Here is a 16,444-nt window from a genome sequence, read left to right as displayed (position 1 = left end):
TCCGGAAGAAATGAGGATTTATTCTGTATAAATGACAAACAAAACGCTGACTTTCTAGCATCTTTGCATAAAAAGACAGCATTCGACGTATAAACGCAAGAAAAATACTTTACAGTCGGAGCGAGTTTGCTATGATTCGCTCCGCACTTGGGAGATGAGTTGGGAAAACAGCTTCTAAGTATAAAAACACCCTGGAGGGGTTCCCGAGTGGCCAAAGGGAGCAGACTGTAAATCTGCCGGCACTGCCTTCGATGGTTCGAATCCGTCCCCCTCCACCATATTTCTTCTGATGTTTATTCCTTTTAAGCGTTAGAACAACTTGAACGATGTGTTGGGAAATCATCTTTTAAGTATAAAACACCCTGGAGGGGTTCCCGAGTGGCCAAAGGGAGCAGACTGTAAATCTGCCGGCACTGCCTTCGATGGTTCGAATCCGTCCCCCTCCACCATATTCTTCTGATGTTTATTCCTTTTAAACGTTAGAACGACTTGAACGATGTGTTGGGAAATCATCTTTTAAGTATAAAAACACCCTGGAGGGGTTCCCGAGTGGCCAAAGGGAGCAGACTGTAAATCTGCCGGCACTGCCTTCGATGGTTCGAATCCGTCCCCCTCCACCATATTTCTTCTGATGTTTATTCCTTTTAAACATTAGACAAACTTGAACGATGTGTTGGGAAATCATCTTTTAAGTATAAAAATACCCTGGAGGGGTTCCCGAGTGGCCAAAGGGAGCAGACTGTAAATCTGCCGGCACTGCCTTCGATGGTTCGAATCCGTCCCCCTCCACCATATTTCTTCTTGTGACTATCCTCTGGATAGATTGTGAGAAAAACTTGGAAAACGTGTTGGGAAAACAGCTTCTAAGTATAAAAACACCCTGGAGGGGTTCCCGAGTGGCCAAAGGGAGCAGACTGTAAATCTGCCGGCACTGCCTTCGATGGTTCGAATCCGTCCCCCTCCACCATATTGAAAAGCCAGCTCATTGAGCTGGCTTTTTTCGTTTCAGCTATCCTATCTATCAACGATTCAATTATCAGATACACTAATCATTGTTCATTGATAATCGGTAGAAGACCGCTTCCGTATTCCGTATTCCGTATTCCGTATTCCGTATTCCGTATTCCAGTAAATCCAAAATTCACCTTTCCAACAACACCAGGCACAAAAAAATCCCGCTATGAAATGAACTGACCCCCAATAGTTGGACACCAATTATTGGGGGTCTCTTTATGTCCAAATATAGCCGAGCATTTAAGTGTGCGGTCGCCAAACAATATTTACTGGGTGAGTGTTCATCTTACGAACTTTCTCAAACTTACTCCATTGCACCACGCATAATACGTTACTGGGGAAAAGTGTTTGAGATTCATGGTGCTGATTCATTTAAGCCTCATGATTTCGCTAAAAATGCTCAAACCAAGCTCCAAGCGTTAAAAAAAATGTGGACGAATGGCTGGTCTATCAACCACACTAGTGCGGTATTAAATTTCTCCTCCTCTGGAACACTCTCCGTTTGGCTTAAACAGTACAAACAATATGGCATTCAGGGGCTTGAACGTAGTAGAGGACGATCACCAATGAGTAAGCACCCTTTTATCCAGCAAAAAAGTGATGATGAAAAAACGCTGGAGGAGCTAAAAGAGGAGTTAGCCTACTTACGCGCCGAGAATGCCGTTCTAAAAAAGTTAGAAGAGCTGGAGCAGGAAAAGCCTCGCCGAACAAAGAAAAAGCGAACGTAGCTCTAGCTCTTAAAAGCTGTTATCCACTAAAACACCTTTTGCATGCCTTAAAGTTAGCGAGAAGTATTTTCTATTATCATGCGAAGCCAAATAACGACGCCGAACAGTATCAAGATGAAAAGAGTCTAATAGAGCAAATTTACCATGAGCATAAAGGCAGATATGGGTATCGTCGTATTCACTTAGAGCTACGAAGACAGGGCGTTATGCTTAACCACAAAACGGTTCAACGGCTCATGGGTCAACTAGGCTTGAAGTCTACCGTCAGACCCAAACGGTACCGCTCTTACAAAGGAGAAGTGGGAACTGTGGCCCCCAATGTTCTTGAACGAGACTTTAAAGCGACGAAGCCAGATGAGAAGTGGGTAACTGATGTCACTGAGTTTAAAGTTAAACAGCAGAAAGTCTATCTATCACCAATCGTTGATCTGTTCACACAGGAAGTTGTGGCTTATAAGGTCGCAAAAAATGGGCGTCTACCTCTGGTCACTGAAATGTTGACAGACGCGGTTGCGACTTTAGGCGAAGGCGCTAAGCCAATCGTTCATAGCGATCAAGGGTGGCAATATAGGCATAAGAAATATCAGAAAAAGCTATCTGAAAGTTGCTTAACACAGAGCATGTCGCGGAAAGGAAACTGTCTAGACAATGCAGTTGCGGAGAACTTCTTTGCCTTACTGAAAACAGAAATGTACCATAACCAGCACTTTGAAGATGCTGATGACCTGATCGCTCATATTGACGAATACATCGAGTATTACAATACCAAACGAATTAAAGTGAAATTAAAAGGCCTGACTCCGATAGAGTATCGAAATCAGGCCTTGCAAGCCGCTTAACAGAAATGTCCAACTTTATGGGGTCACTTCAAAAGCGGGATTTTTATTGATGCTAATTTGGATGCTGTTGAATATTAACCTTGAATACCAACAATCAGCCACGGTGCGTTTGGTACCGTAAGGTCACGCTCAAGGTGCCAAATATCAGTGATGTCTTCTTCGATACCTTCGACAGCATCGCGGTAACGACCACTAAACTGCAAGCTGAGTTCTGCTTTGTTGGCATTATGGTCCGCGCGAACAATCTCTGCATCAACGTACATGACATCGGTATGCTGCTCACCGTCTAATTTTGCACGCTCTGCTTTCAGATCATCAAGCAGGCTCGGAGAAACATACTCTTCGATAGTGTCTAGCTGATTGTGATTCCACGCACCTTGTAAAACACGGTAATGCTCACGAGCACCATTCACAAACCCTGCTTGGTCAAAGCCCGGTGGGTAGTTGTGTGGAACGTCAGCTTGCGCACCGAAACCACCAAAGCCACCTGCATTTACGTTTGGTTGTTGCTCAAAATTTTGCGTGTTCGGCTGCTCGAACTTCGAACTGTTACCACCAAATGCTGGCTGCTGACGATGCTGATTCATACTGCCCTGCTTCGCCCCTAACATACCGCGCATCAGTTTAAAGATCAGGAATGCAATCAAGCCAATAATAAGGATATCCATAAATTGGATACCTTCAAAAGCACCGCCAAAGAATGCTGCCAGAAGACCACCAGCCAAAAGACCACCGAGTAAACCACCCATTAAGCCTTTCTTGCTTGAAGACTTGGTAGCTTGATCTTTACCGACGGTACTCGTGTTTGTCGCTTGCTTTTGTGTCGGTGCAGGTGCTGTCTTATAGCTCTTACCAAAAGACTTGCCGCCACCAAACTTTTTCGCTTCTGCAATAGGCGTTACTGCAACAGTAAACATTAACAGAGCAACAATCGAAAATATGCGTTTCATCGTTATCCTTACAATTGACGATAGTGATCCAAGAATGTGCCCAACTGAACCATCACTTTAGTGTTTCAGATAGTGGCACGTCAAAGATGAGTGTGGATTCATCATACTCCGTATGCATGCTCATTAAAACAATCTAACCGGTCCGACATGTATCAGAATATTGCCAAACTTACACTCGTTGATTATTTCTCATGCAAGTATCAGTAACAACACACAAATTACCCCCTTGTAGTGCTCAATTGGCGACAGGATTTATTGACGGTGAATAACTAGCCGACTATCATATTGAACATTGTTCAATAAAGCAGTTTGAAGTATGGCGCGTAGAAACGATCACACCAGAGAAGAGTTAATAAACTTGACCTTAGCAACCGTTAAAGACTTTTTGGAAGAGAATTCCTATCACGAACTTAGTCTTCGTAAAATCGCTAACATGATCGGTTATGTGCCAAGTACATTAGTTAATATTTTCGGTAACTATAACTTACTACTTTTGCATGCTGTTGCTCAGACCCTGGATGAATTATCCCAAGAGTCGAGAAAAGCGACAAACAGTTGCAAAGACGCCCACGAAGCACTCTTTGAACTGGCTTATTGCTACCACGATTTTGCCCTTAAACATCCTTACCGCTGGCAATTGGTCTTCGAGCACAACATGAACGGCGCGGAACTCCCCGATTGGCAGGCAAAACGCATTGATGACATGACAGGTATGCTAGAGTCACTGCTCGCACAAATTGCGCCACACCGGACAGAGTCCGAAGTGATTCAAGCCAGTCGTGTGTTGTGGTCTGGAGTACATGGCATTACCCTACTCAGCGTAGATGATAAATTTTTCTCCAGTGAACCAGTAGACGGTAAAGTTTTAATAAGTAACCTGCTATCTAACTACCTCAATAACTGGTAATAAAGGATTCGACATGTCACCGGACAGACATCCCTCCTTGCTTAGACAAAGAAAGTTCCTACCTTATTTTATTACTCAGTTTTTTGGCGCTTTCAATGACAATATTTTTAAGAACGTTTTACTGCTTTTTGTCGCCTTTTCTGGTGCCGGTGCTTTACCTATCTCCAGCAACCTATTCATCAATTTAGCAGCGGGTTTATTCATTCTTCCTTTCTTTCTGTTTTCAGCCTCAGCAGGTGTATTAGCAGACAAGTACGAAAAGTCCTGGTTTATCCGCAAGGTAAAGCTATTTGAAATTGCAATAATGGCTTTGGGCGCCATTGGCTTTATTACCGAAAGTTATGGCGTGTTATTACTGCTGCTGTTTTTGATGGGCACTCAGTCCGCATTTTTTGGCCCGGTAAAGTACGCTCTGCTGCCACAAAACCTGAATGATAAAGAATTGGTTCCGGGTAACGCCTTAGTCGAAGCCGGTACCTTTATCGCAATTCTGATTGGGACGCTGGGAGCCGGCATTATTGCCTCATCAGAGAATGCCAAATACCTCGCGGCATTTTGTGTGGTGCTATTTGCGCTGCTCGGTTATTTATCGAGTCGTTTTATCCCATTTTCAGCCGCTAGTGCACCGAACCTGACCTTCCGCTGGCAACCATATCAACAAACTAAGCACACCCTCTCGATCTGTAAGTCTGATCGGGTAGTCTTTCAATGTATTATGGCGATCAGTTGGTTCTGGTTCCTGGGTGCTGCTTACCTGACCCAATTTCCAAACTTTACGAAAGTGTATCTGAACGGCACAGAAAGCGCGGTTTCCTTCTTACTTGCCCTCTTTTCAATCGGTATTGCGCTTGGGTCATTGCTTTGTAACTGGATTTCCAATCACCGAATTGAAGTCGGCATCGTGCCAATTGGCGCTCTGGGTATCACAATATTCGGTTACTTAATGGCGATCTCAATTCCAGGCGACTTACCTCAATTTCAAACTTTTAGTGAATTCATCGCCTTCCAGGATTACTGGCTTCTGTTTTTCTACCTATTGATGATTGGTGCATCAGGCGGGTTATTCATTGTTCCTCTTTACGCGTTAATGCAGCACCGAGCAAAAGAAACCGAACGTGCTCAGGTCATTGCTGGGCTCAACATCTTTAACTCGTTCTTTATGGTGGGTAGCGCGGTGTTAGGCATTGTCTGCTTAAGCGTGATTGAAATGACGATTCCGCAGTTGTTTGCGCTACTTGCAGTACTCAACCTCCTTGTCACTGTGTACCTATTTATGCAGGTACCTATCTTCGTCGTCCGTTTTGTTGTTTGGATGCTGACTCACACTATCTACCGAGTCAAACACAAGAACCTGCATCATCTACCAGAAAGCGGCGGCGCCTTGATTGTGTGTAATCACGTCAGTTATATGGACGCACTACTTTTAAGCGCGGTATGCCCTCGCTTAATTCGCTTTGTAATGGAAGAAGATTACGCCAACCTGACGCCGATACGCGGCTTCTTGCGCCGAACGGGTGTAATACCTATTTCAGCCAGTAATCGAAATTCAATCCGAAGAGCGTTCAATGACGTTGAACAAGCATTAGCCGAAGGCGATATCGTGTGTATTTTCCCGGAAGGTAAGCTGACCTCTGACGGCGAGATCCAAGAGTTCATGCGCGGTATTGATATTATTCTGCGCCGCAGTCCCGTCCCTGTTATTCCAGTAGCATTAAAAGGGCTTTGGGGTAGTTACTTTAGCCGATGCAAAGGCAGAGCCTGCAAAGGGCTTCCAACCAGATTCTGGTCGAAGCTGGAAATAGAAGCAGGCTCGCCAGTCCAGCCAAACGACGCAACGGCTCAATTGATGTTTGAGAAGGTGCGAGAATTACGCGGTGATTGGCGCTGATAAGCCCCATTGAATCTATTCATTTGAACACATGTTTAGGATAACTGAACATGTGTTCAAATCATTAAAACAAACTGACCATAAGTGATGCGATATACTCACACTTTCACAAACAATAACGAATAATAAACCTTGAATAAAAAGTATCTTCTTTTTGGATTAGCGCTGCTGTTTTGCCTGACCCCTTTTGTATCCTCACCTATCGCATTGGTTATTGGCTTTTTGCTGGCTAGCTTTGGCTTTGTGCCAGGCGAACTGCCTATCGCGTCTTTCACCAAAAAGCTACTTTCTTATTCCATTATCGGTTTAGGGTTTGGGATTAATTTCGAGCAGGCTCTGGCGGTTACGTCTGATGGTATTGGTCTTATCATCGCAACCATACTCGGTACATTGGTGATCGGTTCGCTCATTGCCAAAGCCATTAAACTTGAAACAACAACAGCGTATTTAATTTCTTCTGGCACTGCGATTTGTGGTGGCAGTGCTATCGCAGCCGTTGCGCCCGCGATTAGAGCCAAAGATGAACAGATTGGTTTGGCGCTGGCAACTGTCTTCGTCCTAAACTCGGTCGCCCTATTCGTATTCCCAGTAATTGGCCATGCGCTGGAACTAGACCAACATACGTTTGGCACATGGGCAGCCATTGCCATTCATGATACCTCTTCTGTGGTCGGCGCCGCATCGGCTTATGGTGAGGAAGCGCTTACCACAGCAACAACCCTCAAATTAGCTCGCGCGCTTTGGATCATTCCGGTTGCATTAATTAGTGCTGTGATTTTCTCGCGAGATAATGGAGAAGATGGTTCAAGTAAGATTGCGATTCCTTACTTTATCTTTTGGTATTGCGCGGCCATCGCGTTCAGTGACTTTTTACCTCAATTCGAGATGCTCTATCACGGTATCTTTACCGTTGCCAAGCAGGCATTGGTGGTGTGCTTATTCTTGATAGGATGCAGTATTTCCGTTTCCAAGCTGAAGTCTGCTGGTGCTAAGCCATTGCTGTTTGGTGTCAGTTTGTGGGTTTTAGTTTCCGTATCATCACTGATATGGCTGTTGATTCACTGATCCAATCAACCGTAGAAAATATTAATCAAAGGCTTTCTGACTCAGTTCTGCCTGACGCACGATCACTTCGTTGCTTATGAATAAAAACTAGAGCTATCGCGATAAGAAATGCCGTCAGTTCAGCTAAAGAGCGTGCTAACCCTTCACTGTTGAGTGAGATGCCTATTTGTAGCAGAACTGCCGCTATTAACGCAGTCTTGACCATACTGAACCTTATGCTTTTATTCTCTAGAATGAAGCGTAATTATGATTCAGTGTTATAAGGATACAAAATTCCCTTTCTGACTAACACATAGCAAAATTGACTAACCTTACTTAAGATTGGTCAATTCCCCTGCAGCCACTCTTTTACCGCCTTGCGAGAGACCTTTATTCCACCTGCTAATAATTCCTTTGGCATCGAGTGATACGCGATTGGCCACTTGAACTTCTCAAGTTTGGCCTGCAGGAAATGTTCGTAGTACTCTGAACTCATCAATTGGTCGGTTTGAATCACCGCTACAGGTCGATGACCGAACTCCTTATCTTCAACGGGCACCACAATACTTTGCACCACAGTCTCGATCTGGTTCAGAATCGCCTCTATCTCTTCACAATGAATGTTTTCACCACCAGAGATAAACTGATTATCAGCCCGACCAATAATCTTCAGCTCATTGCCCTGCCACCCTCCTAAATCCTTGCTGTCAAACCAACCTGATTTGTCCAACAACGGCGTAATGTCACCCTGAAAAAAATAGCCAGATGCTAAGGTTTGCCCACCGATAAAAATACGACCATCAACTAACTTGATGTCGCGATTTTGGAGCACGTGGCCAGCATTGCTGATTTTGTCGATTTGCTTTGCTGTCACTGTAGACGCCGCTTCTGTCATGCCGTAGCCCAGCCAGGTTTCAATCCCCTGACGCGCTGCTCGCAAAGCCAACTCATGATCGACATGGCTTCCTCCCAGCAAAACGTGAGATAAAGACAGCTCTGCCTTGTCATCCAATAATCGTTTAAGTTGTGTAGGCACCAGTGAGGCATGAGAGACACCTAAAATATCCTGTGCTAACTGACCATTACCAACCTTCAGCGTTGCACCAGCAAACAACCAACGATACATAATCGCCAGCCCAGACACGTGATAAAGAGGCAGTGACAACAACCAAGTATCCTGCTGAGTGAACGTAAACTCACTCAGCAAACCTTGTGCTGAGGCGTAATGTTGTCGATGAGTATGCACCACGGCTTTCGGCACGCCAGTTGAGCCTGAAGTGAAGACAATCGACGCCGCATTATCAAGGCGATAACCGCTCTCTTGCTTGGCGTTTAATGATTGTGATGTATTCTTGGGACAGTTCAGTAATGTGCCGTTCAGAGCGGTTTGATTTTGTTTAGAATAAGAGGCCAATACCTTTTCGGTAAACCACATGAAACGCGGCTGTTTTGGTTGGTACAAAGTGTGCAACTTGCCGTTAAGAGCCTCGAACGGCTGTGGCATAGTTAATGCCGCAATAGCGCCTATCTGTTGTGCCGCCAGATATATCAACACCGTCTCAGCTTGATTCTTGCCGACGAGCGTAACAACACTTCCGCACCCTACTCCTTGCTCCCGCAAATAGTGAGCATAATGTTCAATACGAGATTCAAGCTGCTGCCAGGTTAAGGACTCTTCTGGTGTCACTAATGCAGTAGAAAATGGGCTCGTCTGAGCCCAGTAATTCCAAGGTGTAATCGCGCTATTTTCTGTCGCGAATCGCTCTACGCTGATTGCCACACTAATTCCTGCTCAGCGAGAGGGGCAATTGGAAGTTCACACTCGGGCCAACCTTGCTCTAACTGTGATTTAAACAGTCCGATGGTGTCTAATCCCGGAACTTCATCAGGAAGTTGCCATTTCGCAAAACGTGCAAGTTGAGTCAATCCTAAGCTGGATTCGATACTTGAACTGATCACCGCTTTCATGCCCAGTGACTTTGCTTTTTCGATTAGCTTAATACAAAAATCAACGGAGCCAATCAGAGTCGGCTTAATGATGATAGCTTTTACGCCAGTTAGATCTTCGAGACGGAAATCTTCACGTCGAGACGCATCCTGGAGAGTTTCATCCCAAGCGATCGCAATGCCAGTGTTAATAGCGAACGACAAACTGTCGCCCGGCGAACGGCAAGGCTCCTCTAAGAATGAGATCCGTTGACGCAATGATGGCGTTACATACTTTGCAAATTGTTGTGCTTTCTCTGGTGTCCACGCTCGATTAGCATCAAGTCGCAAAGTGAGCTGAGGAATGGATTCCAGAAACAGGTTCACCAACATACCATCGCGAATAGGCTCATAAAGCCCTACTTTGATCTTGGCGACTTTGTCCCCTTCCATCTCGTTCAATTTGGGAATCAGTTCGTCAGGATCACCGGTACAAAGTGGCGCTGCTTGATATTGACCATCTCGAGGCAACTCTCCCGCCAGTTCAAGTTGAGCCATAGACAAGCCGAAAGCAACCGACGGCACCATATTGGCGTAATCAATCGGCAATCCAGCAACCCAACGTTCAGCCTGATCCTGAAGCTGCATACCCGCCTCATCGCTAGTTTCGTGGCTAAACCCTACAAGAGGAGCCACTTCACCAAGGCCAACCTGCTCACCATCAGTTAACTCAATAACGTAACCGACACGCTCGGTCAATTTGTTATCACGCAGTATTACGCCACTATCCATGGGAAGGCAGTAACGGTAAATTTTAGCTTTACGCATAATCCTCTCCTAGTCGTCCGTATAGCCCAAGCACGCTAAAGAAAAATCAGCGTCCTCCCGAAGGACAAGATCCTTGGGCTCTAAATTTAATTCAGAGAAGCCCTATGGCTTCTCTTCTATACGGATTAAGGGTTACGAGGGAATTTATCGAAGTCTGGGCGACGCTTCTCGTTAAAGGCGTTACGGCCTTCCTGACCTTCATCGGTCATGTAGAACATCATGGTCGCGTTACCTGCCAGTTCTTGTAAGCCTGCCTGACCATCACAGTCAGCATTCAACGCCGCTTTCAGACAACGCAACGCCATTGGGCTGTGCTGAAGTACTTCACGACACCAGCGAACGGTTTCTTTCTCAAGATCTTCCAGTGGTACAACGGTATTCACTAAGCCCATATCTAATGCTTCTTGCGCATTGTAGAAACGACACAGGAACCAAATTTCGCGTGCTTTTTTCTGACCGACGATACGAGCCATGTAAGAGGCACCCCAACCGCCGTCAAACGAACCGACTTTAGGACCAGTCTGACCAAACTGCGCATTATCAGCTGCAATGGTTAAATCACACATCATGTGCAGAACATGACCACCACCGACAGCCCAGCCAGCAACAGAAGCAATGACTGGTTTTGGACAAGTGCGGATGTCACGTTGGAAGTCCAGAACATTCAAATGGTGAGTGCCCTGGTCATCTTTGTAACCGCCGTAATCACCTCGGATCTTCTGGTCACCACCAGAACAGAACGCATCTTCACCCAAACCGGTTAAAATAATCACACCAACTGCAGAGTCATAACGTGCGTCTGCTAATGCATCAATCATCTCTTTCACTGTTTGAGGGCGGAACGCATTACGCACTTGTGGACGCGCGATGGTTATTTTCGCGATGCCATCTACAGATTTGTGATAATGGATATCATCGTATTTTTCGCTGCAATCTTTCCATTCAACCGGAGCGTAAAGTTCTTCTTCAGAAATGCCTACTGTTTTTGCCATGGTGATTCCCATTGTTATCGTTACTCTCACTTTAAGTGAGATTGAATTATTTGCTTTATATACATCGCAAATTGTTTGGGTTGCTCTTGATGGACGTTGTGTCCGGCTCCCTCAATTTGTCGATACATCAACCCGCTATTTGCTGCCAGTTGACAGAATTTTTTATCTTTCGCACCACAAAGGTAATAAACCGGTACTGGTTGCGCTTGTAATGCTGGTAACAGATACGACTGTGTTGCCAGCGATGTCGCACGTAACATCTTCGCGACAGCATCGCCAAGATTAGCACTACGCTTTGCAATCAATGTTTGTCTTTGCTCATGGTTTAGTGAAGAAAACACCGTTTGCTGATACCAATCGCTCAAAACGTGTTCAATGGGTTCGATTTCAAAGCGCGACGCCCAGCGATAGTCGTTTTCAAACCTCGCTCGTTTCTCTGACTCTGTTTGAAGCCCGAAGTTTCCCCCCTCAATAAACGCGGCGCAAATATTGAGATCTGGAAAGCAGTTCTTGGCTAATCCATGCATGGTGATTCGGCCACCCATGGAGTAACCAATCAAAACAAGCGGTTGGTGAGAAGAAAATAATAAAGATAGTGTGGAATTAAGGGATTTGCAGCAATCATCTAAATCGGAGCAACAGGTAGCCTGGCTAGCCCCATGGCCGGGTAGATCTATGGTCACCCGTTCAAACTCGGTCAACTCATCGATACAGGTTTGCCAATCCTCCCCACTTCCTAACAAGCCATGCAAAAACACCAAAGTAGGGAGTTTGACGCTTTGGTGTTTTCCAGTTGCCGTAAAGTATTTAGAACTTAGCATGCAGGTTTTTATTAAATATTTTAATCAGTTCCACCGCTTGGCTAGGTGGTGTTTGTACTTCTATTACCAGTGTACCTTGTCCATGCTCAAAGTGATCGGAGACCAGTGCCTGATACTGTTCTAACGTTTTGGGCTGTTGGTAACTCAAGCCAAACTGTTTTGCTGCGTGTTCAAACTGATAACCATGAGGCATTTGGTAATAGGTCTGGCGATGTTCCTGTGGCACAGGGAGAATATCAAATATGGCACCGCCGTCATTATTGGTAATAACGATAACAGCAGGCTGCTTCGAATGAGTAAACAGCGCTAGTGAGTTGAGATCGTACAACGCGGATGTATCACCAATATAAACCAGTAATGGATTGTCACGAGAGCGCTGTACGCCAGATGCCGTAGCCAGAATTCCATCAATACCAGAAGCGCCACGATTAGAAAACACCTCACTTTTGCCCAGACGACCAAACATATCGACTAATCGGACGAACAGGCTATTGCCAAGAAAGACGTCTACGTTTTTCGCTCTTTCTTCGATATCAACCGCCACTGTAACTTCATTTAAGTCAAAGGTCGATGCACTTAAAAACGAGTGTCTAATGTGCTGGCTGATTTGCTCAACGTCTGTTTTTAGCTGGCTTGCCCATCCAGACTCAATTGAATTTTCAGCAGAGACACGTTCCACCCAACTTTTTGGCGACTCAACCCAATGCAGTTGCGGCAGATGGCTTTGGTTATTTCGGCCTGGGCGCTGGGAAATATACCAATATTCAGTTTCTCGCTCTGCAACTCCCCGGGTAACCTGAGTTTCAATCCAATGATTAAGACGCTTGGAGATAATGCGGCTGCCAAACTGGATGATCAGTTCACACAATTCAAGCTGCTGTACCAGATTCGGCAAGGTCAACCATAAATCGTAGTGTCCCCACTCGGAGCTGACACCACTTTGTGGATCAGCCAATACCGGCCAACCCATCTTTTGAGCAAATGAAAGCGCTGCTTCGGACTCTTCCAAAGGCAAGCTACCAATGATCACAACACCTTTTTTCTGTTCCAAACAAGGGATGTCGCTGACTGCGAGAGACGAAAAACGCTGAGTGTAAGTACGGTGGCTCTCTCTCCAAGCGGTGACAGAGCTGAGATAGTGCTGATATTCGCGTTTAGAGCCTGTGGAATAGAGAGGCTCAGGGAAAGCACAGTTAATATGTACAGCGCTCCCTTCCAGCTGCTGTGTAAACATCACTTCATCAACGGATGTTAGCAACCAGTTAAGCGGCGTAGTTTCTGTCGGACTTGGCAGATTCAAGCTTGCAGACACATGTTGAGAAAAAATGCCCAATTGATTGATGGCTTGATTCGCTCCACAGCCAACCAGTTCTACCGGACGATCTGCGGTTAACAGCACCAGCTTCTCACCGGTTAATTTAGCTTCCGCAATCGCTGGCAGTAAATTCGCGACAGCAGTACCCGAAGTCACAATGACCGCTACCGGACTTTGACTGGCTTTCGCTAAGCCCAACGCCATAAAGCCTAATCCACGCTCATCAAAATGGGTATGAATCGTAAAATTAGGATTATCGGCGGCTTCCAGCGTTAACGGTGTTGAACGTGAACCAGGCGCGATGCACACATGCTCAACACCAAATCGATTCAGCTCTATCAACAGTGTTTCAGACCAAATACGATTTAGTACGGCTTGATCATGACTCATGATGCCACTCCAAGTGGCGGGTGCTCAGAGATGAGCGTTAACAACGTTGACATTTTCTTATCCAGTTCAGCCCATTCATGCTCGGCAACTGAGCCAGGTACGATCCCTGCCCCGGCAAACAACTGAACTTGATCACCAAGTACCAAAGCACTTCTTATCGCGACACAAAACTCCGCGCGTTCGTGACTAATGTACCCCATAGAACCTGCGTACCAACCTCGAGCAAACGGCTCATTTTCAAGGATGAACTGCATAGACTCTTGACGAGGTAAACCGGCAACGGCCGCAGTAGGCTGTAATGCAGAAAGCAGCTGTACACCATTTATGCCAGCTTTGAGGCTTGCGTGGATATTACGTTTGAGATGCTGCACTTTTCTCAGTCGCACCAATCGGGGCTCCGTTTCCACCTCGACTGATTCAGAGTGAGGGGATAAACGCTCAACAATATCATCCACAACATACTGATTTTCTTTCAGGTTTTTAAGGTCTTGCGATAGCCAGTTAGCCAGTTCCATATCATGGGTCGCATTATCCCCACGACCAATGGTTCCAGCTAAAGCTTCAGTATGAAGTTCATGCCCCACCCGCGCATAGAGACGCTCTGGGGTAGAGCCCATAAAGCTGTGCTTACGATCCAAACTGAACAGAAAATGGAAGCTATGATGATTTTGGCTGGCACTTGCTTTGAGCAATTGTGCTGCACTCAACTCTCTATCGAGGTGAAGCGTGGAACGACGTGCCAGAACGACCTTTTTAAAGTCATCATTTTCAATACCATTCAGTACTTTGTCTACCAGGTCTCCCCACTCAGGCTGAGTCGGAGTATGCTCTATTAACCGTATGTGAGTAGAAATTGGCGTTAAGGCTGCGACATCACAAGCCAGCTTGTGTAATCCAGCTAATGTACGTGATGTATCTTCAGTAACATTAACCGCTAAAGACCATTGTTCATCAAAGCGAATCAGTTCTATTTGCGGCAAAAAGAAAAACGAGGTCATGCAGCGACGGTTTTTCTCATGCTGGCCGTCAAAAGAGCGCCCGCCCCAAACTCGCTGGCCCTCTCCCAGAATCGTATAGGCTGAACCAGGGTCGACAAAAGAATGCAATTGTCCTAGAGCGACAACTTCTTCACGAGTATCACGGGATTGCCAATAAAACTTGGGAAAAAGTGGTTGCGCATCAAGCCAATCAATCAATGAAAAGTGTGGTTTCTCGCCAAGAGGCTCGACCAAACGCATTGGATTGCCTTGTATTTTCTGAACTCGCTTGATAATTCTTTGTACGGCTTGATGGAACTGTGACAAATCAACCTCGTAGTATGTGAGGATAAAGGGTAACTTATGGCTACTCTAAGTTTAGACCTAAAGCAAATCAAGGCTGTATGCGATCTTTTGCAAACTCGTAGAACAGCAAAGGTGCAAAACAAAGACTATAAACAGATAATTTACAGATATATATTCTATTAAAATACAAATTATTGTATTTTAATAAAGAAATTAACGAATTTTTAGGAATTAAACAATGCAAAATATCGGGATGTCGTCAAAACTCGATAATGTCTGCTACGACATTAGGGGTCCTGTACTCAAACATGCTAAGCGCATGGAGGAAGAAGGGCATAAAATCCTAAAGCTAAACATTGGTAACCCCGCCCCATTTGGTTTTGACGCCCCTGATGAGATTTTAGTCGATGTAATCCGAAATCTGCCAACTTCTCAAGGTTACTGCGATTCCAAAGGGATCTATTCGGCTCGTAAAGCCGTGGTTCAGCATTACCAGCGTAAAGGCATTCGCTCTCTAGACGTAGAAGATGTCTATGTAGGCAATGGTGTATCAGAATTGATCATGATGTCGATGCAGGCGCTGTTAAACAATGGTGACGAGCTGCTTATTCCTGCTCCGGATTACCCATTGTGGACTGCTTCTGTGGCACTATCGGGTGGTAAACCGGTTCACTATATTTGTGATGAGGAATCAGACTGGTATCCAGATTTAGAAGATATCAAGAGTAAAATCACGCCGAAAACTCGCGGCATCGTTTTAATCAACCCGAACAACCCAACGGGTGCGGTTTACAGCCGTGATTTCCTACTTGAATTCATTGAAATTGCACGTCAGCACAATCTGATTATTTTTGCAGACGAAATCTACGATAAAGTTCTTTACGACGGTGCGACACACACCTCTGTTGCGACACTGACTGAAGACGTACTTGTGATGACGTTCAACGGCCTGTCAAAAGCATACCGTGTATGTGGTTTCCGCGGTGGCTGGATGTTCCTTACAGGGCCGAAGCACCTCGCACCTGGCTATATAAAAGGTCTGGAGCTGCTCTCGTCAATGCGTTTGTGTGCAAACGTGCCAATGCAGCACGCGATCCAAACCGCACTAGGTGGATACCAGAGTATCAATGAACTGATTTTGCCTGGTGGTCGCCTGCTCGAGCAGCGTAATCGCGCTTATGAGCTGATCACGCAAATCCCGGGAGTATCGTGCGTTAAGCCGAAAGGCGCTATGTATCTTTTCCCGAAAATTGATACCAAGATGTACAACATCAAAAACGATCAGCAAATGGTGTTGGACTTCCTGAAACAAGAAAAAGTGCTTTTGGTTCAGGGTACCGGCTTTAACTGGCCTAAACCGGATCACTTCCGCATCGTGACACTCCCACATGTCGAAGATCTTGAAACCGCAATCGGACGATTCGAACGCTTCTTAACGACTTATAGCCAGTAATGAATCACTGGTAGTAATTAGTACTGATCTCTCATATGCTTAGAGGAACTCCTAGTGAGTTCCTTT

Annotated in this window: 13 protein-coding genes, 5 tRNA genes and 1 pseudogene; 11 read left to right on the top strand and 8 right to left on the bottom strand. The window is 45.5% G+C overall.

The features are described 5' to 3' along the window. Positions 1 to 193 precede the first annotated feature (193 nt). The 7 genes and pseudogenes from L9Q40_RS01000 to L9Q40_RS00970 all read left to right on the top strand — a co-directional run. Positions 194 to 278 (top strand) — tRNA-Tyr (locus tag L9Q40_RS01000). Between the two features lie 86 nt (positions 279 to 364). Continuing rightward, positions 365 to 449: transfer RNA gene (locus L9Q40_RS00995), tRNA-Tyr, on the top strand. A gap of 86 nt (positions 450 to 535) precedes the next feature. Further along, positions 536 to 620, top strand: a tRNA-Tyr gene (locus L9Q40_RS00990). Between the two features lie 87 nt (positions 621 to 707). Then, positions 708 to 792, top strand: a tRNA-Tyr gene (locus tag L9Q40_RS00985). 90 nt (positions 793 to 882) lie between these two features. Further along, a tRNA-Tyr gene (locus tag L9Q40_RS00980) sits at positions 883 to 967 on the top strand. Positions 968 to 1,232: 265 nt separating this feature from the next. Continuing rightward, entirely contained in the window at positions 1,233 to 1,742 is a 510-nt protein-coding gene (locus L9Q40_RS00975) for a helix-turn-helix domain-containing protein (RefSeq protein ID WP_498791700.1), read from the top strand. Beyond that, a pseudogene (locus L9Q40_RS00970) lies at positions 1,739 to 2,581 on the top strand (IS3 family transposase); the annotation flags it as partial. The gene L9Q40_RS00975 and the pseudogene L9Q40_RS00970, both read left to right, overlap by 4 nt. Before the next feature lie 74 nt (positions 2,582 to 2,655). On the opposite strand, the gene L9Q40_RS00965 reads toward L9Q40_RS00970, so the two are convergent. Beyond that, on the bottom strand, positions 2,656 to 3,531 hold the full coding sequence (locus L9Q40_RS00965) for a Tim44 domain-containing protein (protein WP_498791699.1): 876 nt from the start codon (positions 3,529 to 3,531) through the stop codon (positions 2,656 to 2,658). A 316-nt stretch (positions 3,532 to 3,847) separates the two neighbouring features. On the opposite strand from L9Q40_RS00965, the gene L9Q40_RS00960 reads away from it, so the two are divergent. From L9Q40_RS00960 to L9Q40_RS00950, 3 genes are all read left to right on the top strand, one after another. After that, entirely contained in the window at positions 3,848 to 4,438 is a 591-nt protein-coding gene (locus tag L9Q40_RS00960; RefSeq protein ID WP_498791698.1) for a TetR/AcrR family transcriptional regulator, read from the top strand. 13 nt (positions 4,439 to 4,451) lie between these two features. After that, positions 4,452 to 6,326 (top strand): MFS transporter, encoded by a 1,875-nt coding sequence (locus tag L9Q40_RS00955; RefSeq protein ID WP_498791697.1) that lies wholly within the window; start codon positions 4,452 to 4,454, stop codon positions 6,324 to 6,326. 132 nt (positions 6,327 to 6,458) lie between these two features. Then, positions 6,459 to 7,391, top strand: a complete 933-nt coding sequence (locus L9Q40_RS00950; RefSeq protein ID WP_014231238.1) for a YeiH family protein — start codon at positions 6,459 to 6,461, stop codon at positions 7,389 to 7,391. Positions 7,392 to 7,416: 25 nt separating this feature from the next. Here L9Q40_RS00950 and L9Q40_RS00945 read toward each other — a convergent pair whose 3' ends face one another. The 7 genes from L9Q40_RS00945 to L9Q40_RS00915 all read right to left on the bottom strand — a co-directional run bounded on the left by L9Q40_RS00945 (position 7,417) and on the right by L9Q40_RS00915 (position 14,946). Next, the gene (locus L9Q40_RS00945) at positions 7,417 to 7,596 is read right to left on the bottom strand and encodes a hypothetical protein (protein ID WP_498791696.1); all 180 of its coding nucleotides are present in this window, start codon (positions 7,594 to 7,596) and stop codon (positions 7,417 to 7,419) included. Between the two features lie 120 nt (positions 7,597 to 7,716). Beyond that, positions 7,717 to 9,150 carry an o-succinylbenzoate--CoA ligase gene (gene menE, locus L9Q40_RS00940; protein ID WP_498791695.1) on the bottom strand — a complete coding sequence of 478 codons (1,434 nt, stop codon included), beginning with the start codon at positions 9,148 to 9,150 and terminating at the stop codon, positions 7,717 to 7,719. Further along, the gene (menC, locus tag L9Q40_RS00935) at positions 9,135 to 10,124 is read right to left on the bottom strand and encodes an o-succinylbenzoate synthase (RefSeq protein WP_020336155.1); all 990 of its coding nucleotides are present in this window, start codon (positions 10,122 to 10,124) and stop codon (positions 9,135 to 9,137) included. The genes menE and menC overlap by 16 nt, the downstream gene beginning before the upstream one ends. 125 nt (positions 10,125 to 10,249) lie before the next feature. Further along, positions 10,250 to 11,116, bottom strand: a complete 867-nt coding sequence (gene menB / locus L9Q40_RS00930; RefSeq protein ID WP_014231234.1) for a 1,4-dihydroxy-2-naphthoyl-CoA synthase — start codon at positions 11,114 to 11,116, stop codon at positions 10,250 to 10,252. A gap of 26 nt (positions 11,117 to 11,142) precedes the next feature. Beyond that, on the bottom strand, positions 11,143 to 11,937 hold the full coding sequence (menH, locus tag L9Q40_RS00925; protein WP_014231233.1) for a 2-succinyl-6-hydroxy-2,4-cyclohexadiene-1-carboxylate synthase: 795 nt from the start codon (positions 11,935 to 11,937) through the stop codon (positions 11,143 to 11,145). Next, complete coding sequence (gene menD / locus L9Q40_RS00920) at positions 11,924 to 13,642, bottom strand: 2-succinyl-5-enolpyruvyl-6-hydroxy-3-cyclohexene-1-carboxylic-acid synthase (RefSeq protein WP_498791694.1); 1,719 nt, start codon at positions 13,640 to 13,642, stop codon at positions 11,924 to 11,926. Before menD ends, menH begins: the two co-directional genes overlap by 14 nt. Beyond that, positions 13,639 to 14,946, bottom strand: a complete 1,308-nt coding sequence (locus L9Q40_RS00915) for an isochorismate synthase (RefSeq protein WP_498791693.1) — start codon at positions 14,944 to 14,946, stop codon at positions 13,639 to 13,641. The genes menD and L9Q40_RS00915 overlap by 4 nt, the downstream gene beginning before the upstream one ends. Before the next feature lie 217 nt (positions 14,947 to 15,163). Between L9Q40_RS00915 and L9Q40_RS00910 the strand changes: the two genes are divergently transcribed. Beyond that, a complete protein-coding gene (locus L9Q40_RS00910; RefSeq protein WP_014231230.1) occupies positions 15,164 to 16,378 on the top strand; it encodes a pyridoxal phosphate-dependent aminotransferase in 1,215 nt (404 codons plus the stop codon). Positions 16,379 to 16,444: the final 66 nt, after the last annotated feature.

Origin of the sequence: Allocatenococcus thiocycli (assembly GCF_921292965.1) — a bacterium.
GTDB classification, from domain to species: Bacteria; Pseudomonadota; Gammaproteobacteria; order Enterobacterales; family Vibrionaceae; genus Vibrio; species Vibrio natriegens.
The sequence above is the reverse complement of the archived record's forward strand: the minus strand, read 5'-3'. Positions and strand labels throughout refer to the sequence as shown.